This window comes from Paucilactobacillus kaifaensis, assembly GCF_005405145.1.
Lineage (GTDB): Bacteria > Bacillota > Bacilli > Lactobacillales > Lactobacillaceae > Paucilactobacillus > Paucilactobacillus kaifaensis.
In genome coordinates this window covers 1-26423 of record NZ_BJDM01000022.1, presented here as the reverse complement: position 1 = coordinate 26423, position 26423 = coordinate 1, and the positions used below count along the sequence as shown (strand labels likewise).

The window sequence follows — 26423 nt, the reverse complement described above, 5'->3', positions numbered from 1 at the left end:
AAAAACACCTCCGAATAAATTTTACTTTTTTCGAACGTGCTTTTATATGTTTGTATCAAATTATAACTTCAGTTCCAAACAATCGATTTTTGATATTGAAGCAATGCTACAAATAAGCTATCAACAACAATCTGTTATTCGTTTGCAGGTTGAAAGAATAGCCGGTAAAATAAATTCAGTTATTGGTACAATTATCGGTGTCACTGAAAGATTGGCTGGTATTTGTACATTGAATGGTGAATTGTTGAGTCTTGAAATTCAGATCATTCGAAATGTTCAATTTTGCTAAATAACAAATAAACTCCTGTCATTTGATTGTTTCAAATGGCAGGAGTTTATTTAACAAATTTTTTACGTAATCATTTATTCATATTAGCTTCAATATTAGCTAATGTAATGTTATTGGTGTCCTCAAACACCATATCAGCTTCAGTTAAAATGTCAGGACTACCAACACCAAGTGAAACCTCATTGGCAGCGTTAATTCCTGCGATTCCAGCGGTGGCATCTTCTAGACCGATACATTGTTCTGGTTTAAGGCCGATAATTTCAGCGGCTTTAATAAATATCTCGGGATCTGGTTTGCCATGTGTTAATGTCCGTGGATCAACCACGTGTTCAAAATAATCAGTTAGTCCTAGTTTACTCAATACTGTGGGAGCATTCTTAGACGCAGAGGCAATTGACATTAAATAGCCATGCTGATTTAACTCATCTAAGAACTCTTTGATACCGGGAAAAATATCAGCAGGGGTAATGGTCTGCACAAACTGAAGGTAAAGATCATTTTTTTGTGTAGCCAATTTTTCTTTTTCGGCTGGTGAATAATCATTCTCTTTGTGTCCTGTTTTTAAAATCAATTCCAACGAATCCATGCGACTAAGACCTTTGAGTCCGTTTTGCAGATCATCACTCCACTTTACACCGAGTTGATCCGCTAATTTACTCCAGGCTTTAGTGTGAAATTGAGCTGTGTCAGTGATGACACCATCTAAGTCAAATACAAATCCCTTGATATCTGCGAATTTTGTCATTATCATCGGCTCCTTTTAATTAATATTCAATCGTCACGGTCTGATTTTCTTTTAGCTCTACTGGCTGTTCTACTACGGATAAATCAATATTATGATCGGCTGTTAATTTGATCTTATTATGTGTAATTTCAAAATCAAGCCGCGTGCCGTGAAAGTGTTGTGAAAAAGCAATTTGTTGCCACTTGCTTGGTAGGTGAGGGTTAACCTTGATTTGTTCACCTAATAAATCAACACCTCCGTAAACACGGGTTTCGATTGCTAATGTAGCACCCATAACCCCAAGGTGGATTCCTTCAGCTGTGGTACCACCTTGAATGTCATAATAGTCAGAAAATAGCGCTTGATGGAAGAATTTCCACGATTGGTCCATATTATCATCGTATTCTGTTAACGCGGCATAGACTACTCGTGAGAGAGTAGAACCGTGCGTGGTACGATCTAGATAAAACTGCAGGTTATGAGTCAGATAATTAGCCGGTAGATGGTAACCCATATCAGCTAAGATCTGATCAATATCTTCGACATCAAAGTTATAGTAAGCCATTAAAGCGTCAGCTTGTTTTGCTACTTGATAGGCATCCGGTGTCTTACCTTCAGATTTTAAGATACGGTCTAGTCGTGAAATATCACCATACTTTTTCCGGTAATTATCAAAGTTCAAGGTTGGTAAGTTAAAGTAACCTTCAAATTGGCCAATGATTCCATGTTCGTTGATATCCAGTTTCAGGCTATGACTGACTTTGTTCATTTCTTGATAATCATCATCAGCCAAGTCGAGCTTAGTGTTTAGCTGATGTAAAATGGTAGAGTCACATGTAGTGGTTAACTGTTTGATTAGTTTGAATAACCATGCCACCATGATATTTGTGTAGGCATTATTAGTAAGACCCTGTGCATCACTATTAGGGTATTCTTCGTGAAATTCATCAGGTCCCATGACACCATGAATGCTATACCGTTTATCAGCCTTATCGTAAGTTGTCATACTTAACCAGAACTTAGCAATTGACAGCAGCATCTCTAGGCCATACTCGTTCATGAATGTTTTATCATCACTCAAGTGGAAGTATAACCAGACATCATATGCAACGGCTAATGAAACGTGACGTTGCAGGCGACTATTGTCAGGGTCCCACTGGTTGGTTATTGGATTGAGATGGACAAACTGAGCCTGTTCATCCCCCAGCATTCCCGATTGCCATGGGTACATGGCACCTTGATAACCTTCAGAGGCGGCGTACTTTCGGGCTGCACCTAAACGGTTATAGCGATACATCAACAGTTGTTTGGCCAGATCAGGGTAGTGCGCGGCGTAAAATGGAATGATAAACATTTCATCCCAGAAAACATGGCCACGATATGCTTCACCATGTAACCCACGTGCACCAACTGAAGCGTCCAATTTTCCGGCTCCGATTGCTTCAGCAGAAACAAAGAGATGGAAAATATTTACACGACTTAATTTTTGACTTGTTAAATCACCGGTAATCTGGACATCGGCTTCTTGCCAAATATTATTAAAAAATTCTTGTGTATGTTGACGGGTGGAATCAAAATCAGCTTGACTGACTTCTTTGAGTACTAATTGATCAAGTTCATCAGAATGACACTCTAAGCTGGTAAATACGGCTACTGACTTGTCAAATGTGTAAGTATGATTAGATTCAACGTTGATATTCAGAATTTGGCGGACAGTTGAAGACGTGTTACTAGTAATAATTTCTTTTTTTGTATCCATATCAGGTGAGGTGAGCTTAGTACCGATTGCAAACTCAATTTGTGAATTTTTAGTCTGACCACTTAAGACCGCTTCATTAACGGAAGTTCCCATGCTAGTAACGTCAATATGACGTTGGTCAAATTCCGAATAACGAGCCACATTGTCATTAATTACATGGCCGTCAATTTCAGAATAAATTTGCATATTGCCAGTAAAATTAAGCGGGGTAATTTCATAGCGAATGGCGAAACGATGCCATTCCTTCATATCAGCAATCTTAGTTGCCTTAACTTCTAGTTGATGACCAGTAGCTAAATTGACAACCATGGAAGTAGTTAATTTACCAGTGCGTAAATCAAGACTCCGATAAATATCACGAATATCATTCTTACGAATTTTAAATGGATTAGAGTTATCAATACCAAAAGTCAGATACTGGGCATTGGGCAAGTTAACTAAATCCTCATTGACCACATCACGACCATTAATATTAGTTGTATTTTGGTTATACAAACCAGCAACATACATTCCTGGGTAATTATCTTGATCGGCACGAGATTCAACGTAGGCGCCCCGCAAGCCAAAAAAACCATTACCTATAGTCAGCATGGACTCTTGCCCAAAGTTACGCTTATCTTTGTATTGCCCATAGTAGTCCAGATGCCAACTATTATATTTTTGTTTCTTAGCAACGGCTTGCTCTAATCCAATTGATGTAACAGTTGGCTGCGCCACAACGGGCACATTGAACATATTAGTTAATGCTAACCCGATATCAATTCGTTGGTGGTTAATTCCGATAATTGTATCGGAAAAAGAATAACTTAGGGGATTTTCAATGATAATGGCGTCAAAAGCGACCCCGACCAGTTTAACCCGAATTGTTTCTAAATTTTCACCAATGGACTGTTCATCATTATAGGAAATAATGATCTTACGAGATTGCTCGTTAACCCGTTGAATGGCGTAGTTTACTTCAATTGCGTCATCAACAATTTTTAATGAGATTGTTTTCACAATCAGCGCCCCTTTCTCAAAATAAAAATACTCTCTATATCCAGACTAAGACTAATTCTTAAATTTATCAAATAAAACGATACGAATTTGGTTAAAGCATTGATTAGAAATAAACTATAGTTATCATTAAAGACCATGATATTAGCTAGGTTTAAGCCAAAATAAAAGAGCCCAACATGGATGTTAGACTCCTGAATGATCAGACCAATTAGACTTGATCATTATTTTGTTTTTCCAATAAATCACGGATTTCTTTTAAGTATAATTCTTCATTAGTTGGAGTAGCTGGGGCTTCCTCTTTTTGAGTGCGGAGAAACTTATTGATGAGTTTGACCATAATGAAGATCACAAAAGCAATAATTAGGAAATTAATTACAGCATTGATAAAGCTTCCCACTTTAAACTCAGCACTGCCCAAAGTGATAATCCAACTAGAAAAATCGATTTTTCCTAAAAAGAGACCGAGGAATGGACTAATGATGTTGTCAGTTAACGACTTAACAATGGTAGTAAAAGCAGATCCGATAATGACACCGACTGCTAGATCAACGACATTTCCACGTAAAATAAATTGTTTAAATTCTTTGAGCATACTAACCTCCGTGAATATATTTAGTTAATTTCAATATACCATATGATTAGTTGACAATGTATTTTGGTGTTTGGTCAGTAAAAATAGCAACCGCATTATTAGCTACAATCACTCCCATGGCATCGCGTGCCTCAACGGTAGCATTACCAATGTGAGGCGTTAAAATTACATTGGTAAGTTTGGTAAACGCGTCGGCGACGTATGGTTCTGCTTCGTAGACATCCAATGCGGCTCCGGCAATCCGCTGATGAGATAGTGCATCTAAAAGAGCAGCCTCATCAATAATTGGACCGCGAGCCGCATTAATTAGTAGGGCAGTTGACTTCATTTGAGTGAACTCGCTTGCGGCTAATAGATGGTGAGTGCTGTCTGAAAGAGGGGCGTGGATGGTAACAATATCCGCTTGTTTCAATAATTCTGATTGTGAAACAAAAGTGGCTGAACACTGAGCTTCAGTTGCGGGATCAAGTTGATGGCGTTGCGTGTAGATAATATTCATATCAAAAGCATGCATGCGTTTAGCAACTGCTTGACCGATACCACCCATCCCAATGATTCCTAGCGTTTTACCGGCCAACTCATGGCCAAGAAAATATAAAGGGGCCCAGCCATTAAAGCCAGTAGAACGCATTACTTGATCACCTTCGACAATTCGCCGGGCTAAGGCAATAATTAGTCCGCTAGTTAACTCAGCAGTGGCAGTGGTTGAGACCAATGGAGTGTTAGTTACAGCAATCTTTTTTTGTCGCGCATAGGCAACATCAATGTTATTGAAGCCTGCCCCAAAGTTAGCAATTAGTTGTAATTTTGGTGCAGCGTTAATTACTTCTTGATCGACCTTAGTGGATAGAGAAGTGATGAGAACCTTAGTTGAATGAATACGTTGAATTAATTCTTCTTTGGTGATGAGTCCGGGTTGATTAAATGCTTCGTAACTTATGCCAGCCTGTGATAAAATAGCTGTTGCGTTTGTGGGGAGTTGCGCGGAAAGATATACATCAGACATTGTAAAAGCCTCCTAAATAAATTTAGTCGTTATGCTGCCCTAAAAATGTGAACTAATAATTAGGTTTACATAATTTTAATCGTTTTCATTATGAAACTAAAAAAACATTAAGTACAGAGATTAACCCAAAAAGGATGATATTAATGGATCAACTAAGTGAAATCAAGCAAGAATTGGTGCTAGCACAACAACATAATGAATTAATTGCAATATACAATTTCAATAATGACGAGACATTCTCGGTAGGATATATTGTTGCACTGGATAGTGTTTTCGTCCTAATTGAAGGCATTGATATGGAAGGAAAGCTTAATGGCTTAAACGCAATTAGACTGACCAGTATTAATCATCTTAAACGGGCCAGTGATTATTTGACGACCGTTAAGATTAAACAAACAGTTGCTCAAAAATATGGATATTTTGATATTTGGCATATACAAAATCTTGTTAAAACAGCAAATTTTACAAGCCATGGTATTTTAACTAATTTTCTTTCGTTTAGTTATCAACAAAAGCAACCCATAGTAGTTGGTACACGCAAGTTCAAGGATTCAGATGACTTTAACGGCTATATTAATGAATTAAGCGCAGTTAGGTTAAATCTGCATTATTTAGATTTTGATGACCTATCATCTTTGTGGGAACGTGATATTTTATTGGCTGACATTGATTATTTGCGTGTTGGGGGAACACAGTCATATACAAGCATGGCAATATTGCGTCAAGTGTTTGGTGAAGTTTTTCCTGACCTAAAGTAATGCGGTGCAGGTAGTAGGCACGATTAGTTAATAATGGTGACTGCAGACGCTTAGCAACAAAGATCATTAAAAAAAAGGTAACCATCGATGCTTTGCAGCATAATGGTTACCTTTTTTATTATCGTGATAATTTAATTGTGTGATTATTAGTCGTCGATTTCGATCTTACCATTAGTAGTATTTGCGATCACTTTATTTTCAGCTGTTTCGTTTTGGTTTAATTGATGACTTTCCTCACGATCGAATAGTTCGATTTGGCCATTATCTGAGGACAATTGATAGCCATCAGTAATGGGGCTTTCCATTTCAATTTTTCCATTACGGTTTTTGACATTTACGACTGACTTGAACGTTACATTATCAAATTCTTGTGAACCATTGCTTGATTCGTATGTCCCGCCGGTCAGTGTGTTATTTTCAAATTCAGTATATCCGTTTTGGAGTTTTAAATTGACGTTTTCGAGATTTGAGTTTTTAATTTCAGCACCGCCGTTATCCATCGTCAGTTGGCCACCATCGCTAATAGTAAAGTTATGGGCATTAATCGAGCCACTGTCTAATTCAAGTTGTACTTTTTTGGTTTGGAGAGTATTGATAGTTAAATCGCTATCAATTAAGTTCCCTTTGATTGTTTCAAGTTGTGTATCGTCTGGAACTGTAATTGTTAAAGTCGGGTTGATGCGACCAAAACCAATATTAACCGGATCAAACGCTTTATTACTAATTGTCAGGTTATCACCGTCTTGGGTAATGACTGGTTTAGATAATTTGGAACCATCAATTTCAATCTTGAATTCTGTACCAGTTTGGATTGTGACATCATAGTCATTAGTATTTAAGGTTAGGTGCTTAAATTGATTTAGTTGCTTAGAAGAATGGTACGATTTGTCGATCTTAACCCCATTTTGCCAGACTAAATTGGTTGAAGCGCCATTGGCTAATCCAATCAGAATGGCAAAAATTCCAATTGCGGTCATAATTGCGCCGATAATAAGAGATTTTTTCATCGTTATGCCACCTCATTTTTTTGTTTGTGCTTGTTTTTAATGTAGCGATTATAGATCCATTGGGTGAAGTTAGCTGTCATTTGGATTAATGCTTTAATTACTAAGTAACCAATAGGAGCAATAATTAACATTAAACCTAGGGCAGCTACACCGACACCAATGAAGAAGATACTTGTCGGAATTGAGGCGCTCCAGACCGTAATACCACCAACAATAGCGGCTAAACCAGCAATGACAATGCCAAGTAGCGTCAGAACAAGGGCGATCAAAACGCCGATAATGGCTATGAAGAAACCGATCACTACAGCGATAACAGCGATTACTAGTGGAATAGCAACTGGAGAGGCGAGTAGTGCTAGTATTACCAACCAAATCATCCGAATATTTTTCTTTGATTTAGGTTCATAATGGGGTAACCCGGCTTCCTCATTATCAAGTGCACGGATTGAATAGTCTGCTAAAATTTTTCGCGACAATTGCTTAGGCGTACCTAATTTGTGAACAATCATTGCTTCACTGGTCATTTGTGCATCTAGAATATATTCACTATAAAAATCTAATACGTCTTCTTGTTCTTCTTTAGTTAGTTGTGTTAGATATTTTGCCAGTTCTTTGATGTATGGATTAGTTTCCATCAGTTGTTCCTCCCAAAATTTGATTCACAGTGTCACGATATTGTGACCAATCTGCTTGGATTTCCGTTAACCTGGTTCTACCGTTATCAGTAATGCGATAGTATCGTCGGTTACGGCCCTGATATGGTTCGTCATAGGTATCCAGCCATTTTTCCTTACGCAAACGGCGTAAGACTGGATACATCGTAGACTCTGAAACGGGGGTAAACTCTTGTACCCGTTGTGTCAGTGCATACCCGTAATAGTTTTCTTTTGTCAGTAAAGCTAGGACACAGCCATCTAACAGTTCAGTAGTGATTGGAATGCTCATAACTATTTCTCCTGTCATATTATATTCAATATAGTATTGGTATGAGGATAATATAACAACTAATAAAATATTTGTCAAACAAAAATATCATGTAATTAACGATTAATGAGTATGATATACTTTCATGTATGCAATAGTAGCAATATTGAAAAATTAGGAGTAATCAAATGAGCAAAGCACAATTATTATTGATTATTTGTATCGCGGCGATTATTTTTGGCGGGCTAGTCTGGGGGACTTTGAGTGGGTTCCTGACTGGCATTTGGCTGATCATCGCTTGGATTATTGGTTTTGTGGTGGCCACTACATTAATTACGGTGGTGGTTGCCAAAGCACAAATAGCACGACGTGATAAGGAGCAATAAAATGCAGACACAAACATGGGACCAATTTTGGCACGAGAAAACCCCAGGCAATTTTTTTAAATGGCTAGTGGGTTTATTAAAGCGAATCGCTTTAATTGGTGTTTTATTTATCTTAATTCAGTTACCACCAACTGCAATGATGTTAATCAAAAATCATTCGCATCTAGATATAGTATCGGTGTCTGGTTTAGTTATTTTTGTCGGTCTATTTTTGGTGATCATTAACTGGGCTTACAGGTTGTATCGACGATATAATCGCACACAGATTAAGCCAAGTAGGCCATTGCAGGATTTTAGAACGGTGATTTTAGGATATGTGGCTATTTTTGTAGGACAAGTCATTTTAGGTTGGCTAAATGTACTGTTGAACCATCAGACCCAAACAGCAAATAACCACGCTGTGGCAAATCTAATGAACAGTAATATGCTGATTATGGTTGCCTTTAGCCTTTCAACTGTTCTATTAACACCCTTTGCAGAGGAACTTATTTTTCGTGGTGTTTTGACTAATTTATTTTTTAAACCAGATCAGTTCTGGTGGAAGATATTGTTGTCTGGAGTTGTTTTTTCGTTAGGGCACTCTAGCACAACGTTAATTAGTTTTTTAATTTATTTTTACATGGGTGGCGTTTTGGCGTATGTGTACCAAAAAACAGGAAAAATTAAAAATGTAATTATGCTGCATGCATTGAATAACCTAGTCGCGATTATTGAGATGTTGAACTTATTAAATTAATGAGTGTGAAATAAAAAATGGTGTTAAGAACTTCATGTTTCGAAGTTCTTAACACCATTTTTAAGTGTAAGGATTCATAAATAAAAGTTTAATAGCAAACAAAATCGACCTTTTAAATAGTTACCAAGCCAATTTATATTTGTGGAATGATATCATCAAGGCGTCTGGTGATGTCATTAATTTCATTAACTCGGTTTTCATAGTCTTGTTGTGGTAAATCCAATCGATTGAGACTATTTTTGACTTTGTGAACGATTGATAGTTTGCTTTGATTTGCCTTGGTCGTTAATTTAACCAAAACGTGACGTTCATCATCGGGATCTTTGCTACGTTTTATCCAGCCATGTTTTTCTAGGCGTTTTAGTAATGGTGTCAAGGTACCACTATCGAGCGTGACAGTATCTCCAAGCTCATGCATGGTTAGCTCACCATCTGGAGTGTCCCACAGAGTCGATAAAACGATATATTGAGGGTATGTAAGTTCAAACTCAGCTAATACTTCAGAATAAAAACGATTAAAACGTTTATTAGCTGCATAAAGGGCAAAACAAATTTGGTCATCTATGTTGAGTGGTTGGTTTAAATCATGATTCAAGGTGGTTCCTCCTAAAATATTATGTATTCAATCGTACACAATATTCTATCCTAGATTTATACGTTTGCCAAATAATCCGATTCATGTGAATTTATAATGTGTAATAATTATTTTTTTAAAGCGGTTGTAAAAGCTATAACACTAAGAAAACTGATTAAATCAACGTTCTTAATTTTCACTTTATTTCACAAACTAAAAAGATAATTTTGTATCTGAAAAAAAAGTGGTAATCTAAGATTAATTTAAGAGTGGAATAAGGGAGGAATTACTTTGGCAGATGAACAACGTTACGGAGCAGATGCACTGGTCGAAAGTTTAATTAATCATCAGGTTAAGTATGTATTTGGGATTCCAGGAGCAAAGATTGATCGGTTCTTTGAATTGCTTGATCACCCAAAGGATCCAAATGCGCCGCAATTAATTGTAACTCGGCACGAGCAAAATGCTGGTTTTCTAGCATCTGGAATTGGTCGTTTAACTGGCCAACCGGGTGTGGTAGCAACAACGTCAGGTCCAGGAGCTAGTAACTTAGCCACACCAGTTGTTACGGCAACGGCCGAAGGAGATCCAGTTGTTGCAATCTCTGGTCAAGTGCCATTGAAGGATTTATTCCGTCAAACTCATCAAAGCATGGCTAATAAAGAGTTATTTGCACCAATCACTAAATTTAGTGCTGAAATCGGTGATCCTGAGAATATTTCTGAAGTGGTTGCTAATGCGTTTCAGTCTGCGACAGAAGGAAAGCAGGGTGCTAGTTTCATTAGTTTACCGCAAGATGTGGATGACGCTAAGGTTACAACCAAAGCGCTGCCACCTTTATCAGCACCTAAACTGGGACCGGCTAGTGGTGAATCAATCGCAGAACTAGTACGACGGATTAAGACTGCTAAGTTACCAGTGCTCTTAGTGGGAATGCGCGCCTCTTCGCCAGACGTTACGGCGGCGATTCGTAAACTGGTTAAAAAAGCTGGAATCCCTGTTGTCGAAACTTTCCAGGGAGCTGGTATTATTTCACACGAGCTTGAACAAGATTATTTCTTTGGTCGAGTGGGATTGTTCCGGAACCAACCAGGAGATAAATTGCTTAAACATGCTGATTTGGTGATTACAGTTGGTTATGATGCCATCGAATATGAGCCGCGTAATTGGAATGCTGAGCAAGATGCTGTAATTACTGTGATTGATACCACGGCACCGCAGTTGGATAAGAATTTTCAGCCAACCACAGAATTGATTGGTGATATTGCGGCGACAGTTTCACATTTAGCTGATCAAGTTGAAAACTATCAACCAGCTGATGAATCAAAACAATACTTACAAGATTTGCATACCGAAATCGAAGTAGATCAACAAGAGACTGCACCGGCTGGTAAGGGTAATTTAAATCATCCACTAGCTGTCATTGAAGCTTTGCAAAAACGCGTTGATGATGATATGACTGTTTCTGTTGATGTTGGTAGTCATTATATTTGGATGGCTCGTCATTTCAGAAGTTATGAGCCTCGTCATTTATTGTTTAGTAATGGGATGCAAACACTTGGAGTAGCGCTACCTTGGTCGATTTCGGCGGCGTTAGTACGCCCCAACGCTAAATCAGTTTCAGTTTCTGGGGACGCTGGATTCTTATTTACTGGTCAAGAACTAGAAACTGCAGTCCGGTTAGGGTTAAACACTGTTCATTTGATTTGGAATGACGGATACTACGATATGGTTCGATTCCAAGAAATTATGAAGTATGGTAAGGATGCAGCGGTTAAGTTTGGTCCAGTTGATTACGTTAAATATGCACAGAGCTTTGGTGCTACTGGCTTACGTGTTGAAAGTCCGGATCAGTTGAGTGATGTATTGGATAAAGCTTTTGCTACAGATGGTCCTGTAGTTGTTGACATTCCAATTGATTATTCACACAATGCTGAATTGGGGCAAACATTGTTACCTGATCAATTTTAAAATAAGGTCAAAAAAGAGTAGAGTTAAGGTGTGGTTGAGTGGCACTGATGGCTCTATTTTTATTGGTTAGTGGATTCAATAAGTGTATTTGTATTTGCTGACATATGTTTGCCGCGGCTCACATTTTTTTAAAATAGGAGGCAGTAATTTGAGAGATACTACAACGTTATATCAGCATGGGACCCTTGCCATGCTGGTTGGTGGCTTATTTGAAGGAACGTTACCATTAGGGGAATTAATGGAACATGGTGACACCGGAATTGGGACGGCCGATTGTTTAGATGGTGAAATGGTAATTGTAGACGGTCAAGCATTTAAAGTGCAAGGCTCTGGGGATGTGATTCCATTGACGCCTGAAACCAAAGTTCCGTTTGCGGCAGTTCACTTTATGGATGCGCAGGAACATCGTTCGGTAGTGGGGATGACTGATGAACAGTTGAAACAACAGTTATTAGGTGAGTTGAAAATGGATAATGTTTTTGTTGGACTGCGAATTGATGGGACTTTCACGCATATGCATACAAGAGCAGTTAATAAACAAAACCGACCTTTCCCTAATTTGACTGCAGCGACTCGTGTTCAACCAGAATTTGAGCAAGATCAGGTTAGTGGGACAGTGGTTGGTTACTATGCACCACATTTGTTTCAAGGAGCAACCGTTGGTGGTTTTCACTGGCATTTTTTGAGCTCCCAAAAAGATTTTGGTGGGCATATTCTTGATTTTACAATTGATCAGGCTGAGGTTTCCGCACAAGTGCTAGAAAATTTGGTACAACATTTACCAGTTAAAAACACCGAATTTAGGGAAAAACAATTGGACCTGCAGACGATGAATGACGATATTAATGAAGCTGAAAATTGATTAACCGCTTACCAAATATTAAGATTTCTTAAAGTAGAATTCTTTAGTTGTAATCGCTTACATCATATGCTATAGTACTAATTGAGGAAGGACATATAGTTCTTGTGTCGTAGCAGGGAAATCAGATCATCGTGAATTTGGTTTCTAGAACAAGGATTGTTTCCTAGATGCTGAAGGTGAGTAGGCAAGCAGCAGCGTAAGTGTGACTCTAAATATCGAAACTATATATGGATGATTGTAGTTACCAGCGTGCGCTAGGGAATATTAAATAGCAACTTTGTGGAAGAGTTAGTTGATTACAGTGATTACAAAGTCGCTTGGTTCTTCCGAAAGGGCCGCCAACATTAAAATTGGTGGCTCTTTTAGTTTGATTGCATTTATATATTACTTATGATAACCATAAAGTTTAAATTAAAATTCATTGTTTCTTCAAAACTATTTGGTAGACTTAAGTCATAGTCAGGTACAGTTGAACAAGGAAAGGATGATGTTCGATGAACCATTTAAACCAAGATGAAATACAAGAACGATTAGAGATGGAAAATCAGGCAGCAGAATTTTCGTTAGAATTAATTTGTCATGAAGAAAAGAAAGATTAGCCTAACCTTAAAACTCAACGCTCTTTGCAAACAATATTTTGTAGAGAGCTTTTTTCTTTGTCCAAAAACAACAAACCTTGTTTTTCACATTTGAACATGCTATATTACTTTTATCAAAGAAAAACGAGGTATTAAGCCAATGCGCATCTAATCATTTTCAACAGCGAAATGACATCCAAGCTTTATGGGTGGAGTTTATATTTTTTGTTGGGATTGATTAGGTACGTGCGGGCTGTATCAAAATAGTCGGCACACTTTAAAATAGGTGTGCTTTTTGTGTGCCCTAAAACATAATTGATCCCGTAAAGGGGGATTCATAAATGACTCAAATTAAACTAACACAAATTAGCAAAATAGTAGCGGGTCAAATATTATTTAAAGCTGATAATCTAACTGCTAGTGCTGGTGATATTGTTGGAATCATTGGTAATAACGGTGCTGGTAAGACAACGCTTATGAAAATTATTGCCCAACAGGACAAAGATTTTGCAGGACAACGCTTGATTCAAGGAAACGTTGAATTTGTGCAGCAAGTCAATCCATTGATCGATAAAAGTGGTGGTCAAGAGACAGTTGCTAAAATTATGACTGCATTATCAAAACAAGCAGATATTCTGATTTTAGATGAACCGACTGCCAACCTAGATGAAAGTCACCAAAAATGGTTAGTGCAACAGATTCATCAATTGAACGGATTAGTTCTTGTTATCTCGCATGATCGCCATTTTTTAGCACAGGTTGCCAATAAAATTTGGGAGGTTACTAATCATGAGTACACTCAATTTGATGGCCGTTTGGAAGAGTTTGAAGCATTAAACGAGCAACAACAAGTTAATCAATTACAGGCCTATCATCGCCAACACCAAAAAGAGCATGACCTTAAATTGGCAGTACAAGCGCGCAAAGAAAAGGCAAGTCAGATTAGACGCGGTAGCCGTAAAATGGGTCGAGTTGAGTTAGCTAAAACTAAGTCTGCTCGGGAACAAAATGCAGGTAAGATGGAGAAAAGTGCGCATGCAATGCTTGAACGAGCTCACAAACAAAGTACAGTTACTAAACCTTTTCAAAAATCATCCATTAAGTTAATGGCCACTGATTTTCCGGTATTTACCGGTAAGACAGTTGTAAGTGTTAATCAGTTACAATTGAAATTAGGTGAAAGGTGTTTATTAAAAAAAGCAGTTTTCCAAATTAAGCCTGGCGAACGAGTGGCACTAGTTGGTCCTAATGGAGTCGGGAAAACTACCTTAATTCGAGCTATTTTAACGCGGCAACCGCACACTCAGTTATCTCCAAGTGCAACCATCGGTTATTTTGAGCAAGATATTACCAAATTGCCAATGGATCAGTCTGTGTGGCATTTTTTACAAACAGCCAGTGTACTTTATGATAATCGAACGCGGCAAGTCATGGGAGCATTTGGAATAACTAGTTTATTTTATTCACGTCAAATTAGTGAATTGAGTGGAGGAGAGCAAGTTAAACTTCAACTCCTAAGTGTTTTGCTTAGTGATAGTAATTTTCTAGTTTTAGATGAGCCTACTAATTTTTTAGATAGACAGGCTTTGGATGCACTAGCTGACTATCTTAGTAATTATCCAGGGACAGTCTTACTAGTCTCACATGATATTGATTTTCGCCAGCAGGTAGTAACCAGAACTTTGCTATTCGAAAATCAACAGCTGATCGATCCAGTTAAAACAGCAGTCCATGCCAAACAGCCAAGCAACCTGCCATTGTTGCAATTAAGATACGATCAATTAATGCTGTCAGATGAGGCAAGTACGCAGGAGTTAATAGAATTAAAACAACAAATTGATGCGTTAAAATAATGTTTATCAAGTTGCAAAGAAGAAGCAAGCTACAGTAAAAGTTAGATTTTACTGTAGCTTTTTATGATAGTTATTTAATTGAATTGACATAAAATTAAAAAAGGATTAGAATTTTATGTATATTTTTCACATAAAATTAATCGTGGAGGAGTACATATATTATGAAACCAAAAACTGATCAGGCCCATGCTTTGATTACTGAGGAAAACAAACACTATGCTAAATCAGCCAGAATTAATTATTTTGATTTAGTGGTTGACCATGCTCATGGAGCCGAGTTAGTCGATGTCGATGGTAATAAGTACATAGATTTATTAGCGAGTGCTTCAGCAATTAATGTTGGTCACACACATGAAAAGGTAGTTGCCGCAATTGCAGCACAGGCCGAAAAGCTAATCCATTACACGCCAGCCTATTTTCATCATGAGCCTGGACAAAAACTTGCTAAACGTTTAGCACAACTAGCTCCGGGTAATTCTGAAAAGATGGTAACATTTGGGAATTCAGGATCCGATGCTAACGATGCTATTATCAAATTTGCTCGTGCATACACTGGTCGTTCATATGTTGTTTCATATATGAACAGCTATCATGGCTCGACTTATGGCTCACAGACCTTGTCAGGAGTTAGCTTAAATATGACAAGGAAAATTGGGCCAATGTTGCCTAATGTTGTTCACGTACCATTTCCGGATGCATATCGCCACTACTCTAATGAAAGTTTACATGATATTTCATTGCGTTATTTTGATGAGTTTAAGCGTCCATTTGAAACATTCTTACCAGCCGACGAAACAGCGGTCGTGTTAATTGAACCAATTCAAGGAGACGGTGGGATCGTCAAGGCTCCAGACGAATATTTGCACTTGGTTTATGACTTTTGTCAGGAACATGGAATTTTATTTGCCGTTGATGAAGTTAACCAAGGATTGGGTCGCACTGGCAAAATGTGGAGCATTGATAATTTTGATATTGAACCAGATTTAATGTCGGTTGGAAAGTCCATTGCATCTGGGATGCCACTCAGTGCAGTAATTGGCAAAAAAGAGATCATGGAATCGCTTGATGCACCGGCGCACTTATTTACAACATCAGGGAATCCAGTTTGCTGTGCAGCTGCGTTGGCGACACTTGATGTAATTGAGGAAGAACATTTAGTTGAAAAATCGGCCACTGATGGAGAATATGCTAAGCAAGCATTTGAACGGATGCAAGCCAAGTACTCATTTATTGGTGATGTTAGAATGTATGGTTTAAATGGTGGAATTGAGATTGTTACAGATAAAGAGTCTAAAGTAGCTGATGAGAAAGCTGCCACTAAGATTATTTATCGTGCGTTTCAAAAAGGGTTGGTAATTATTACACTGCAAGGAAATATATTGCGATTCCAGCCACCTTTGGTGATTACTAGACCACAATTGGACGAGGCTTTGCAAAAATTAGATGAAGTTTTTGAAGAACTTGAGCAAGGCACAATTGAATTGCCGAGCGATTTAGGGAACGTTGGTTGGTAAATAATTACAATTTTAATCCAAAAATGAGACCAGGAAATTAACCAATTTCCCGGTCTCATTGTGTATTCAGAAGCTGTAACATTAATTATTGTATTGAAGATTAGTTTTGACTAAATTGTTCACCTTTTTTACTACTCTGTTTGCGATAAGCAATGCGGAAAAGTTTAATTATTTCCGTTACTACTAACACAATTACACCAGCAATAATAGGAATCAACCAGCCATAGAAGAAGTTGGCACTGGTTGTATGGAAAATTCCATGCATAAATGGAAGGTAAATAATTCCCATTTGCAGCAGAATCAAAATGCCAATGATATAAAAAGCCATCTTGTTTTGAAAGAAGTACCTAGAAAAAACAGGGTACGAGTTACGAATGTTAAACAGATAGAAAATTTTACCAAAGATAATAATGTTCAACGTCATTGTACTTGCAACAACAGTCGAGACACCCATACCAGTGACCCAATCAAATGCCCAAAGTCCTAGTCCAGAAATTAAAACCGAGACATAGATGATTTCAACAATATCCATCTTAGACAATATCCCTGATTTTACTGACCGCGGACCGCGCAACATGATACCACTCTCTGGTGGCTCGAAGATAAACGCAAACTGAATTGTGAGTGCTGAAACCATGTTGATCCATAACAATTGTGTTGGATATAGGGGCATTTCTTGACCCAACAAGATACTGAATGCGACCACCAATCCCTCAGCAAAACTGGTTGGAAGAAGGAATCGGATGGTTTTATTAATGTTGTCGAACACATGGCGACCTTCGCGAACCGCAGCAACAATATCGGTAAATTTATCATTGGCCAATACCATATTAGCTGATTCTTTAGCTACCTCAGTACCTTTGATTCCCATTGCAACACCAATATCAGCTTGCTTAAGAGCAGGAGCATCGTTAACTCCATCGCCAGTCATTGAAATAACATGACCGTTAGCGCGTTGTGCATTAACAATTTGTAGTTTGTTCATGGGAGTAGTTCGAGCAAAAACGTTATAATCATCGATCTTTTCTTGTAACTGTTCTGGTGTGAGTTGATCAATTTCTGGTCCTGTAATAGCACTGATTCGTTCATCTAAACCAAGATTAGCTGCAATTGCTTTAGCGGTATCAGGGTGATCACCAGTAATCATTTTAACTTTGATTCCCGCTTGTCTTAGTTGTTTAATCGACTGCGCAACTTCCTCGCGGGGCGGGTCAATCATTCCAACCAAACCAGCAATGGTCATTTGGTGGCCAATCTCGCTTTGATTAATTTCAGTAGTGGAAGACGGCATTGGCTGGTAAGCAAGTGCGACTACTCGTAGTCCTTGAGCGGCCATTTTAGCCATTTGTTTATCCCAATACTGTTCATCAACGGAAGTACCATTATTGGTTGCCATATTAACGATCGTTGCCGGTGAGCCTTTAAGCATCAGGACACGCTGTCCCTTAAAATCAACAAGGCGGGCAGAGAATCTAGTGGCAGAATCGAATGGTAATGAATCAAGCGGTTCAGAGTCTGGATATTCACCTGTTAGTTTTTTGAAAAGAGTGGTTAAAGCTCCATCAGTCGGTTCACCAGTGATTTCCCAAACGCCGTTTTCAAAATGCAGTTGAGCATCAGTTGTTTGACCGGCAATATTAACGAGCCATTCCATATTCTGATCAGCTTGCCAATCAACAGTCTCACCATTGTATTTTAATTGTCCACCTAAATCGAGGTTTCCATTAGCATCGTAGCCAGCACCACTAATTTCATAAACTCGATCTTTGGTGGTGGCGACAGTCACCGTCATTTCATTTTTAGTTAAGGTACCAGTTTTATCAGTATTAACGATATCAACGGCACCTAAAGTTTCAACAGCTGGCAGGGTTTTAACAATGACGTTTTTCTTTGTCATTTGTCGCGTTCCCATTGCTAAAACAACGGAGGTACTAGCTGGTAAACCTTCCGGCATCGATCCAACTACCATCGTAACAATCACAATTAGTAGGGCAGGAAGACTATAGACTTTGGTGATCCACCCAATGATAAACAAGAGGACGGCAGCAATCAATATGGCAATGGATAAGCCAAAACCAAGGCGGTTTAAGTTGCGCATTAATGGTGTTGGTTGTTCTTTTACAGCACTAACTGACTGTTGGATATGTCCAATTTCAGTATCAACTGCGGTAGCGGTCACGATTCCTAATGCTGACCCAGTGGTTACCAATGTTGACGCAAACGCCATGTTGGTTTGAGAAGTAATGGCTAAGTTATCACCAGCCAATGGTTCATCTGTTTTTTCAACAGAAACTGATTCACCGGTTAGAGAAGACTCTTGTACGGTAAAATTATCGGCAGAAACCAAACGTAAATCAGCCGGAATTGCATCCCCAGCTTCTAAATTAACGAGGTCACCAACCACAATTTCACGCGAGTCGAGTTCTAACTTTTCGTCACCTCGAATGACAAAGTTCTTGGATATTAATAATTCACTAATTTTAGCTAGGGCATCATCTGCTTGGCGCTCTTGTACGTAACCAATAATCGCATTTGCAATAATTACTAACGCAATAACTATTGAGTCTGAGTAATGTTGCATAAAAAATGTGATGATGGCAGCGATGGCCAAAATGTAAATGATGCTGTTATTGAATTGTTTGATAAATCGAATAAAGTTTGACTTCTTTTTCGTTGTTAATTCATTACGGCCATTTTGTTCTAACCGCTGCTGTGCCACTGATCGACTTAAGCCTTCTTCAGGATTAGTCTGCAGTTTTTTGGCCAGCTGGTCAGAAGTCATTTGCCACCATTGTTGGTTAGTGCTTTGTATATGCGGATCGTCGTCAATCATATATTTTCTCCAATTCAATTCTTTATTTTATTATTTTTTACTTGGTGAGGTTAACCCAGACCAAGGCGTCCACAACCCTTCATGTTTAAGCATAATTATTATAAAATAATTATATCATTGATTAGACTTATTCTGAAAGCAAAAAGACTATTGGTAATGTCAAAACGACCATGACAAATACGTTTCTTATCAAGATTTGATGTGCTAAGCTAAGATTAATAAATTAAACATTTACTGAGGAGAAAATTATGCAAATTAAAGATCAGGTAGTTGTTATTACTGGTGCTTCAACTGGTATCGGCCGCCAAACGGCATTGTCATTATCAAAAAAAGGAGCTAAGGTGGTTGTTGGAGCTCGCCGCGAAGCAAAATTGCAATCATTAGTTGCTGAAATTAAGACTAATGGTGGGGAAGCTATTTACGCTGTGACAGATGTTACTAATTTTACACAGGTACAAAACTTGATTGATTTGGACGTATCAACGTATGGCCGTGTTGACGTATTATTTAACAATGCTGGGGTTATGCCAGTTGGTAAATTAAATGATTTATCGGTGGCTCAATTGGAACAATTAGTGGATGTAAATGTTAAAGGTGTTTTATATGGGACTAAGGCAGCACTGCCAGTAATGCATCAACAAGGCTCTGGTCATATTATCACGATGGGATCTAATGCCAGTCACGTTGTTGTACCAGAATTTGCGATGTACGCTAGTACCAAGTTTGCTGTTAGGGCGATTATGGATGGTGTTCGGCAAGAAGAAATTGGGCAAAATATCCGAGTTACTTTAATAGCACCAGGAACAGTAAATACTAATCTGTATGAATCAATTGGTGATCCAGTAAAGCAACAACAATCAAAAGAGTTTGTAGCGGTTCATGGAATGCAACCGGAGATCATTGCCAATGCGGTTGTGTATGCGTTAGAACAACCAGAAAATATTGGAGTCAATGAAATTTTGATTCGAGACGTTGAACAAGCGGATTAATTAATAGCAAGGATGGATGAAGATGAATAGCAACTTACAAGTAATGTTGTACGTCAATGATGTTGAAAAAATTGCGACATTCTTTGAACAAGCATTAGATGCAAAAATTATTGCAACTAATCCTTTACCCGAAGGTTTTAAACAAGTAACGTTGGCGATTAATGATGGTGCTCAGATTAGTCTATTTTCTGTTTCGTTCATCAAAAAATATTCACCGGAAGTAAGTTTAGAAATACCATCACTAATGTTTTTAGTGGCAGATGTTAATGCGGCCAGAAACAAAATGCTACATTTTTCCAGTGATGTCGGTGAAATCGTGGATAATGCAGGTCAGCCAGCATTCAATTTCAGGGACCCAGAGGGACATTATTTTGCAATTGGAAGAGCGTGAACAACCGCGTTCAGAAACCGGAGCACAACGGTAAAATAGAGGGTACGATTCGAATTGTGAATCGTACCCTCTATTTTATTGTTGTGTGCAGGTTTCTGCGGTTGTGAACGCGTTTAGTCAATTAAAATCGCGATAACTTCGAATTGTGAATCGTACCCTCTATTTTATTGTTGTGTGCAGGTTTCTGCGGTTGTGAACGCGTTTAGTTAATTAAAATCGCGATAACTTCGAATTATGAAATTATACCCGTTTATTTTATTGTTGTGTGCAGGTTTCTGCGGTTGTGAACGCGTTTAGTCAATTAAAATCGCGATAACTTCGAATTGTGAACCATACCGGTTTATTTGATTATGGTGCACTGATTTATCAAACAAAGATTAAATTTTAGCCTGATGAATCTTGTAAAGCTCAGATCGAATTTTGAATTCCAATCGTTCAAGCTCTTGTTGTTCCATGCCAGGGGATTTCTTTTTAACAGCAACTACCGGTAAAATTGGTGGTTGTTCAATTAAATGCAATGAGCGCAAAGTAGGATCACGAACTAACAACTGATGTGCTAGTGATTCTGGAATTAAAGCCCAAGCTTGTTTAAATGATAGATAGGGTAAAATTAAGACGCCAGAATCAAGAGTTACTAGCGGTTGCAGTTCGCTATCCCAGCACATTGTGTGCCAAGCATCAAATTCATCATTCCAAGGCATATATATTTCGTCATGTCGTGACAACATATCCACAGTTACCATGTCAGGGTACTTACTGTGACTGTTAGTAACTAGGACCAACTTTTCTTCACTTATTTTTCGCGTGGTAATTTGGTGTCGATACATTTTGTAAAATGCAAACCCAATATCTGCGACGCCATCTGCAACACCATTATAGACTGTATCGGCATTACCATTAATTAATGAATATCGTAGTGCAGGGTCCTCTTGCATTAGCATGGGACAAACTACAGAAAGAATCGACTCACTGATCGATGGGGCACTAATTATTTTAACATTATGAAAATTAGCGGATTCCTTTAAATTGGTAGTTTGATGGACTAGCTGCATCCATTGTTCTGCAATCGGAACCAGTTTTTCACCGTAACGCGTGAGAGTCACAATTGATTGTCCTTTCAACCGATTGATTAGTGTGACACCCAATTGTGATTCTAATCGGCGCAATCGATTGCTGACAGCTGCCTGAGTGATATATAACGAGTCTGCTGCCTGAGAGATTTGTTTGTACTCCACAATTTTTAAAAAGGTTTGCAACAACTCGGGGTTCAAAAAATCCACTCCTTTCATTAGGAAAATAATCAGTAGTTATTCATTGTAGGTAATTAAATCTGAGTCGTTATCCGTCAGTTTCAAAATAGAAATACCGCCGTTTTTAGGGTAGTTATTTAACGTGTCAATGTGGTGAAAGTCTGCTAACGTTCTAATAAAAGTACCATGAGTAACTAAAAGGACGTTGGCCCCATCTGCACATTCTGCAAGCAATTGATTCAATCCAGTTTGCCACCGATGGATTACTTGTTCATATGTTTCGGCCAAATTGCTGGGGTCAGCTAGATGCATTAGGCGACGTGCTTCTATTAAACCTTTATCAGCGATGATTTCTTCTTGAGTTTGATAGCCAGCTGGTTGGCCGACATCGCGCCAAGTTGCATCGGAATCTAGGCCTTCAAAATAACCAAACAAAATTTCACGAAAATCATGATTAACCCGCGAGACTTTTGGGGTGTAGTCAAATTGCTGCAAGATCAGATTTTTAGTATCAATTGCGCGGTTGAGGTCCGAGGAGTAGGTGTAATCAAAGTGGACCGAACGAATTGTTTGCCCCGTTTTAATTGCATCTTGACGTCCTTTATCAGTTAAATCAGAATCACACCAGCCTTGCATTCGATTAAAAGTATTTAATAATGTTTCGCCATGTCGAACGACATAAACCGTTAAATTAGCCATTATGATACCCCTTTCAATAATAAATCCATAGTATCTTAAAAAAAGTTAATATTCAAGCTTGTAATGAAAGCGCAATCATATATAATGTAATTAGGCTTTAAAAATTTATTTTTTGGTGAAGTAATTATTTTTTGCCATTATTACTATCACATTTCTTATATTTAGGGAGGTATTTATAATGCATGTCACATTATCAGTTTGGCAAGCTTTGTTGATTGCCATTTGGGTTGCATTAGTTGAATCACGAATTCTCGGATTTGCGACACTAACAATGCGATTCAGTCCATTAATGACAGGGATGATGGTTGGATTTATCATGGGCGATATTAAGCAAGCCATGATTGTAACAGCTGCCATTCAATTAGTTTACATGGGATTTGTTGCTCCGGGTGGTGCGTTACCAGCTGAACCAGCTATTGGTGCTGCGATTGCGGTTCCGGTTGCTTTGCTTGGACACATGAGCCCTCAAGGAGCAATTGCGATTGCGGTTCCAGTTGCTCTATTAGGAAGTTACCTATATCAATTTAGGTTCTTCCTGAACACTTTTGCTTTGAAACCAATGGATAAATACGCTCGAGAAGGAAATGCGCGTGGTTTGAGATTTTCAATCATCGGAATTCCAGCACTGATTTCGTTTGTGTTATTCATTCCACTAATCTTCATTGCCCTTTACTTTGGTGCCCCAGTTATTTCAGGGCTAGTTTCCAACATTGAACATGGAACAATCATTCATGTGCTTAACAGTGTTGGTGGTGGGCTTGCAGCCTTAGGGATCGCGATTATCATGCAAGTTATTGGTAAGAAACGCTTATTGCCATTCTTCTTCTTGGCATACTTTATGAGTGTGGCGTTTGCCAAACTAGAAATCAACATGACTATCTACGCAATCTTCGGTGTTATTTTTGCGATCTTATATGTAATGCTTTCACAAAAGAATGCATCAGAAAATAGTTAAAGGAGGACTAGACAATGAGTGACAATCCAACAGTAGAAGCAACTAACGATGAACCACAAGCAACGACTGAACACAGAATTCCACAGCCAGATGCACTTACCAACAAAGACTTGATGAAGTCATGGTTTGGCTGGTGGTGGGCTAATGAAGTTCCTCATACATTTGACCGTATGCTAGCTCCTTCATTTTGTTTCGGTCTAATTCCATCTTTACAGAAATTATATAAGGACAAAGACGAATTAGCCAAATCATTTCAGCGCCATTTATTATTCTTTAACACGCAAGCTACTTGGGGTGGTGGAACCTTAACAGGTGTTACCTTATCCCTTGAAGAAGCGCGTGCTAAGGCGTTGGCAAATGGTGAGGAACCAATTTCAGAAGACATGATCAACAACACTAAGGTTGGTTTGATGGGTCCTTTGGCCGGAATTGGTGACTCCATTGATTCTGGAACGGTTCAATATATTTTTATTGCAATGTTCTTACCATTCGCTAAGCAAGGTAATTTCTTAGGAGCATTATTGCCGTTCCTATGTTTTGCCATTGCAACGTTCACTTATGGTTATTACTTTACCAAGATGGGATATTCACTTGGTCGTTCTGCTGCCAAAGAAATTATGACTGGTGGTAGAATGCAAGGAATTATTGATGGTTTGGGAATTCTTGGACTATACATGATGGGTATTTTAGCCGGTCAATATATTACTATCCGCAGTTTCCTGAAGTTCTCAATCAGTGGCAAAGTCTTCAACGTAAACACGATCTTAAACCAGATTTTGCCTGGTGCTTTACCATTACTAGCAGTTATACTTGTGTACTGGTATTTCCAACGCCAGGGACTTAAGATTACCCGCGCCTTGTTATATCTCACTGGTGCACTGATCGTCTTGAGTATTTTCTACATTATCTAGCTAACGGGGGTAAAGATTAAATTATGAAACGTGCATTTTTAGTAATTACACATGGTGACATGGGAATTGAAACAGTAAAAAGTATGGAGCTCTTAATGGGTCCACAAGAAAATGTAACCGGCTTGGGCTTGCATCCTGGCGAGTCTGTTGATTCATTACGAGACCAGGCTTATGATGTTTTAGCCCAAAATGAAGATCAGTATGATGAAACAATCGTATTAGTCGACTTACTTGGTGGTAGCCCTTCGAACGTTTCATTATCCACATTAGCTAAATATCGTGAATTAAAGATTGTGACAGGACTAAGCTTACCATTGCTGATTAACCTGTTAAACTTCTCGGAAGCGGAAAACGATACCGATAAGTTGATTAATGATTCTATTGATGTTGCTAAGGATGGAATGAAACTAATCGACAAGAACTTTTTGCAACATAAAGGTTAATGATGAGAGTATAATGACGTCAATTAAATAATTAATTTATATTTGGAGGTAACAACAATGGGAACAATTAATTTAGCTCGTGTCGATGATCGCTTAATTCATGGTCAAGTGATGACAAAATGGACTAAAGGTTTTGGTACTAACTCAGTTTATGTGGTGGATAACGCCACTGCAGCCGATGATTTTATGAAAGATATTTATGTTAGTACCAATTCAACTGGTGGTTTGAGTATTAAGGTTTATTCTGCTACTGAAGTTGCTGATGAGTGGAAGAAAGACCAATTTGGCAATGACAAAGTAGTGATTGTCTTCAAGTATATTAAGGAAGTTCAAGAAGCACTTGCTGCTGGACTTGAATTGAAGGCATTAAACGTTGGTGGAATTTCGAAGAAACCAAATACTGAATTTGTGATTCCAACTGTCGCTATCGGTGAAGAGGAACGAGCCGCTTTAAAGGAAATCCATGATAGTGGCATTGATGTCTTTTTCCAAACTGTACCAGATTCTAAAAAAGTTGAATATAATTCAGCAATCAAGTAAAGCTTGACGCTGATCATCAAATTTGTAACTATTAAAGTCTGGAAGTATTCCAGACTTTTTTAGTCAAATAAAGAATTAGAGGATTGATTGTGAAAAATATATATGAGGTCTATCCAGATAAAATCCGTACTTACACCACTTCGATCATTTTCTTGGCGTTTGGACTTGGTTTCTTTTCGATTGTTTTTGTAAAAACATGGCTAATTTTGAAGTTATTGGCAGTCTTTTTTGCCGTTTTATTTATCTACTTGGCGTATAAAACTTTTCGGGATGGGCATTTAGATCATCCAGACTATCTGATCAGCGATAAAGGAGTGACTGATAATACTAAGGAAACGGCTATTACAGTTCCTTGGGATAACATTCTAAAAATTGAAATGACTCCGAATAATGCGGTAATGCAGATTGGCATTTTGGCAAAAAGTACTGTTAGCGATGAGAATGAAAGATCAGCTGCATTGAAGGATAATTTAGCTAGTAATGGTAATTTAGCTTTCTACTCTATCATGATTGATGGTTTTCGTTACCGTCAAAAACCATTTCTTAAAATTTTTAAGGAGCTGGAACGGCAGGGGGTTGAGCATAATCCACAGATTTTAATCAGTGAATATATCGATCCGGAAACAAAAAGAAAAATGGCAGATAAACGTGATGCTGAAATGAGAGCTATTCGGAAGCAAAAAAAGTTAGAACAACGAATGAACAATCCTAAAAAGCATTGGTGGCAAAGAGGATAGAGCGTGTTCAACCGCGCATAGAAACCGGAGCACAACGGTAAAACAAAAGGTACGATTCGAACTATGAATGGAACTGAAGTTATAATTTGATACAAACATATAAAAGCACGTTCGAAAAAAGTAAAATTTATTCGGAGGTGTTT

General features: G+C 38.2%; 26 protein-coding genes. 15 read left to right on the top strand and 11 right to left on the bottom strand.

Going from position 1 to position 26423, the window contains the following annotated elements; genetic code table 11:
- The coding region (locus tag FFM51_RS07865) for a hypothetical protein (protein ID WP_223875915.1) at nt 1-289 on the top strand (289 nt) is incomplete at its 5' end.
- 70 nt (nt 290-359) lie between these two features.
- Here FFM51_RS07865 and pgmB read toward each other — a convergent pair.
- The 4 genes from pgmB to FFM51_RS07845 form a co-directional block, all read right to left on the bottom strand.
- The gene (pgmB, locus tag FFM51_RS07860) at nt 360-1034 is read right to left on the bottom strand and encodes a beta-phosphoglucomutase (RefSeq protein WP_137598094.1); all 675 of its coding nucleotides are present in this window, start codon (nt 1032-1034) and stop codon (nt 360-362) included.
- Between the two features lie 19 nt (nt 1035-1053).
- Entirely contained in the window at nt 1054-3771 is a 2718-nt protein-coding gene (locus FFM51_RS07855; RefSeq protein ID WP_137598093.1) for a glycoside hydrolase family 65 protein, read from the bottom strand.
- A 208-nt stretch (nt 3772-3979) separates the two neighbouring features.
- A complete protein-coding gene (gene mscL / locus FFM51_RS07850) occupies nt 3980-4363 on the bottom strand; it encodes a large-conductance mechanosensitive channel protein MscL (protein WP_137598092.1) in 384 nt (127 codons plus the stop codon).
- Nucleotides 4364-4409: 46 nt separating this feature from the next.
- Complete coding sequence (locus FFM51_RS07845) at nt 4410-5369, bottom strand: NAD(P)-dependent oxidoreductase (protein WP_137598091.1); 960 nt, start codon at nt 5367-5369, stop codon at nt 4410-4412.
- A gap of 143 nt (nt 5370-5512) precedes the next feature.
- Between FFM51_RS07845 and FFM51_RS07840 the strand changes: the two genes are divergently transcribed.
- Complete coding sequence (locus tag FFM51_RS07840) at nt 5513-6127, top strand: hypothetical protein (RefSeq protein WP_137598090.1); 615 nt, start codon at nt 5513-5515, stop codon at nt 6125-6127.
- A 146-nt stretch (nt 6128-6273) separates the two neighbouring features.
- Here FFM51_RS07840 and FFM51_RS07835 read toward each other — a convergent pair whose 3' ends face one another.
- The 3 genes from FFM51_RS07835 to FFM51_RS07825 are packed head-to-tail and all read right to left on the bottom strand — an operon-like array spanning nt 6274 to nt 8079.
- The gene (locus FFM51_RS07835; RefSeq protein WP_137598089.1) at nt 6274-7134 is read right to left on the bottom strand and encodes a DUF4097 family beta strand repeat-containing protein; all 861 of its coding nucleotides are present in this window, start codon (nt 7132-7134) and stop codon (nt 6274-6276) included.
- Nucleotides 7135-7136: 2 nt separating this feature from the next.
- Nucleotides 7137-7769, bottom strand: coding sequence for a DUF1700 domain-containing protein (locus tag FFM51_RS07830; protein WP_137598088.1), 633 nt, complete (start codon nt 7767-7769; stop codon nt 7137-7139).
- The gene (locus FFM51_RS07825; RefSeq protein ID WP_137598087.1) at nt 7759-8079 is read right to left on the bottom strand and encodes a PadR family transcriptional regulator; all 321 of its coding nucleotides are present in this window, start codon (nt 8077-8079) and stop codon (nt 7759-7761) included. Before FFM51_RS07825 ends, FFM51_RS07830 begins: the two co-directional genes overlap by 11 nt.
- Before the next feature lie 167 nt (nt 8080-8246).
- Here FFM51_RS07825 and FFM51_RS07820 point away from each other — a divergent pair, with 167 nt between their 5' ends.
- Nucleotides 8247-8444 carry a hypothetical protein gene (locus tag FFM51_RS07820; RefSeq protein WP_137598086.1) on the top strand — a complete coding sequence of 66 codons (198 nt, stop codon included), beginning with the start codon at nt 8247-8249 and terminating at the stop codon, nt 8442-8444.
- Between the two features lies 1 nt (nt 8445).
- Nucleotides 8446-9180, top strand: coding sequence for a CPBP family intramembrane glutamic endopeptidase (locus FFM51_RS07815; protein ID WP_137598085.1), 735 nt, complete (start codon nt 8446-8448; stop codon nt 9178-9180).
- A 133-nt stretch (nt 9181-9313) separates the two neighbouring features.
- On the opposite strand, the gene FFM51_RS07810 is transcribed toward FFM51_RS07815, so the two are convergent.
- Nucleotides 9314-9775 (bottom strand): MarR family winged helix-turn-helix transcriptional regulator, encoded by a 462-nt coding sequence (locus tag FFM51_RS07810; protein ID WP_137598084.1) that lies wholly within the window; start codon nt 9773-9775, stop codon nt 9314-9316.
- A gap of 270 nt (nt 9776-10045) precedes the next feature.
- On the opposite strand from FFM51_RS07810, the gene alsS reads away from it, so the two are divergent.
- The 4 genes from alsS to FFM51_RS07790 all read left to right on the top strand — a co-directional run bounded on the left by alsS (nt 10046) and on the right by FFM51_RS07790 (nt 16532).
- Nucleotides 10046-11725 carry an acetolactate synthase AlsS gene (gene alsS / locus FFM51_RS07805; protein WP_137598083.1) on the top strand — a complete coding sequence of 560 codons (1680 nt, stop codon included), beginning with the start codon at nt 10046-10048 and terminating at the stop codon, nt 11723-11725.
- A gap of 148 nt (nt 11726-11873) precedes the next feature.
- Nucleotides 11874-12587 (top strand): acetolactate decarboxylase, encoded by a 714-nt coding sequence (budA, locus tag FFM51_RS07800; protein ID WP_137598082.1) that lies wholly within the window; start codon nt 11874-11876, stop codon nt 12585-12587.
- 919 nt (nt 12588-13506) lie between these two features.
- Entirely contained in the window at nt 13507-15018 is a 1512-nt protein-coding gene (locus FFM51_RS07795; protein WP_137598081.1) for an ATP-binding cassette domain-containing protein, read from the top strand.
- A gap of 161 nt (nt 15019-15179) precedes the next feature.
- On the top strand, nt 15180-16532 hold the full coding sequence (locus FFM51_RS07790) for an aspartate aminotransferase family protein (RefSeq protein WP_137598080.1): 1353 nt from the start codon (nt 15180-15182) through the stop codon (nt 16530-16532).
- 100 nt (nt 16533-16632) lie between these two features.
- Here the strand turns inward: FFM51_RS07790 and FFM51_RS07785 are convergent, their stop codons facing one another.
- On the bottom strand, nt 16633-19365 hold the full coding sequence (locus FFM51_RS07785) for an HAD-IC family P-type ATPase (protein WP_137598079.1): 2733 nt from the start codon (nt 19363-19365) through the stop codon (nt 16633-16635).
- A gap of 248 nt (nt 19366-19613) precedes the next feature.
- On the opposite strand from FFM51_RS07785, the gene FFM51_RS07780 reads away from it, so the two are divergent.
- Both FFM51_RS07780 and FFM51_RS07775 read left to right on the top strand, forming a co-directional pair.
- Entirely contained in the window at nt 19614-20354 is a 741-nt protein-coding gene (locus FFM51_RS07780) for an SDR family oxidoreductase (RefSeq protein WP_137598078.1), read from the top strand.
- A 22-nt stretch (nt 20355-20376) separates the two neighbouring features.
- Entirely contained in the window at nt 20377-20745 is a 369-nt protein-coding gene (locus FFM51_RS07775) for a VOC family protein (protein WP_170999600.1), read from the top strand.
- A gap of 377 nt (nt 20746-21122) precedes the next feature.
- Here FFM51_RS07775 and FFM51_RS07770 read toward each other — a convergent pair whose 3' ends face one another.
- Both FFM51_RS07770 and FFM51_RS07765 read right to left on the bottom strand, forming a co-directional pair.
- Nucleotides 21123-22016 (bottom strand): LysR family transcriptional regulator, encoded by an 894-nt coding sequence (locus tag FFM51_RS07770; RefSeq protein ID WP_170999599.1) that lies wholly within the window; start codon nt 22014-22016, stop codon nt 21123-21125.
- Between the two features lie 36 nt (nt 22017-22052).
- Entirely contained in the window at nt 22053-22694 is a 642-nt protein-coding gene (locus FFM51_RS07765; protein ID WP_137598075.1) for a histidine phosphatase family protein, read from the bottom strand.
- A gap of 178 nt (nt 22695-22872) precedes the next feature.
- Here FFM51_RS07765 and FFM51_RS07760 point away from each other — a divergent pair, with 178 nt between their 5' ends.
- From FFM51_RS07760 to FFM51_RS07740, 5 genes are all read left to right on the top strand, one after another.
- Nucleotides 22873-23649 carry a PTS mannose/fructose/sorbose/N-acetylgalactosamine transporter subunit IIC gene (locus FFM51_RS07760; RefSeq protein WP_137598074.1) on the top strand — a complete coding sequence of 259 codons (777 nt, stop codon included), beginning with the start codon at nt 22873-22875 and terminating at the stop codon, nt 23647-23649.
- 14 nt (nt 23650-23663) lie between these two features.
- A complete protein-coding gene (locus tag FFM51_RS07755; protein WP_137598073.1) occupies nt 23664-24560 on the top strand; it encodes a PTS system mannose/fructose/sorbose family transporter subunit IID in 897 nt (298 codons plus the stop codon).
- 23 nt (nt 24561-24583) lie between these two features.
- Entirely contained in the window at nt 24584-25003 is a 420-nt protein-coding gene (locus FFM51_RS07750) for a PTS sugar transporter subunit IIA (RefSeq protein WP_137598072.1), read from the top strand.
- Between the two features lie 57 nt (nt 25004-25060).
- A complete protein-coding gene (locus FFM51_RS07745) occupies nt 25061-25543 on the top strand; it encodes a PTS sugar transporter subunit IIB (RefSeq protein ID WP_137598071.1) in 483 nt (160 codons plus the stop codon).
- Nucleotides 25544-25632: 89 nt separating this feature from the next.
- Nucleotides 25633-26280: a hypothetical protein gene (locus FFM51_RS07740; RefSeq protein ID WP_137598070.1), complete on the top strand. Its 648-nt coding sequence runs from the start codon at nt 25633-25635 to the stop codon at nt 26278-26280.
- The last annotated feature ends 143 nt before the right edge of the window (nt 26281-26423 follow it).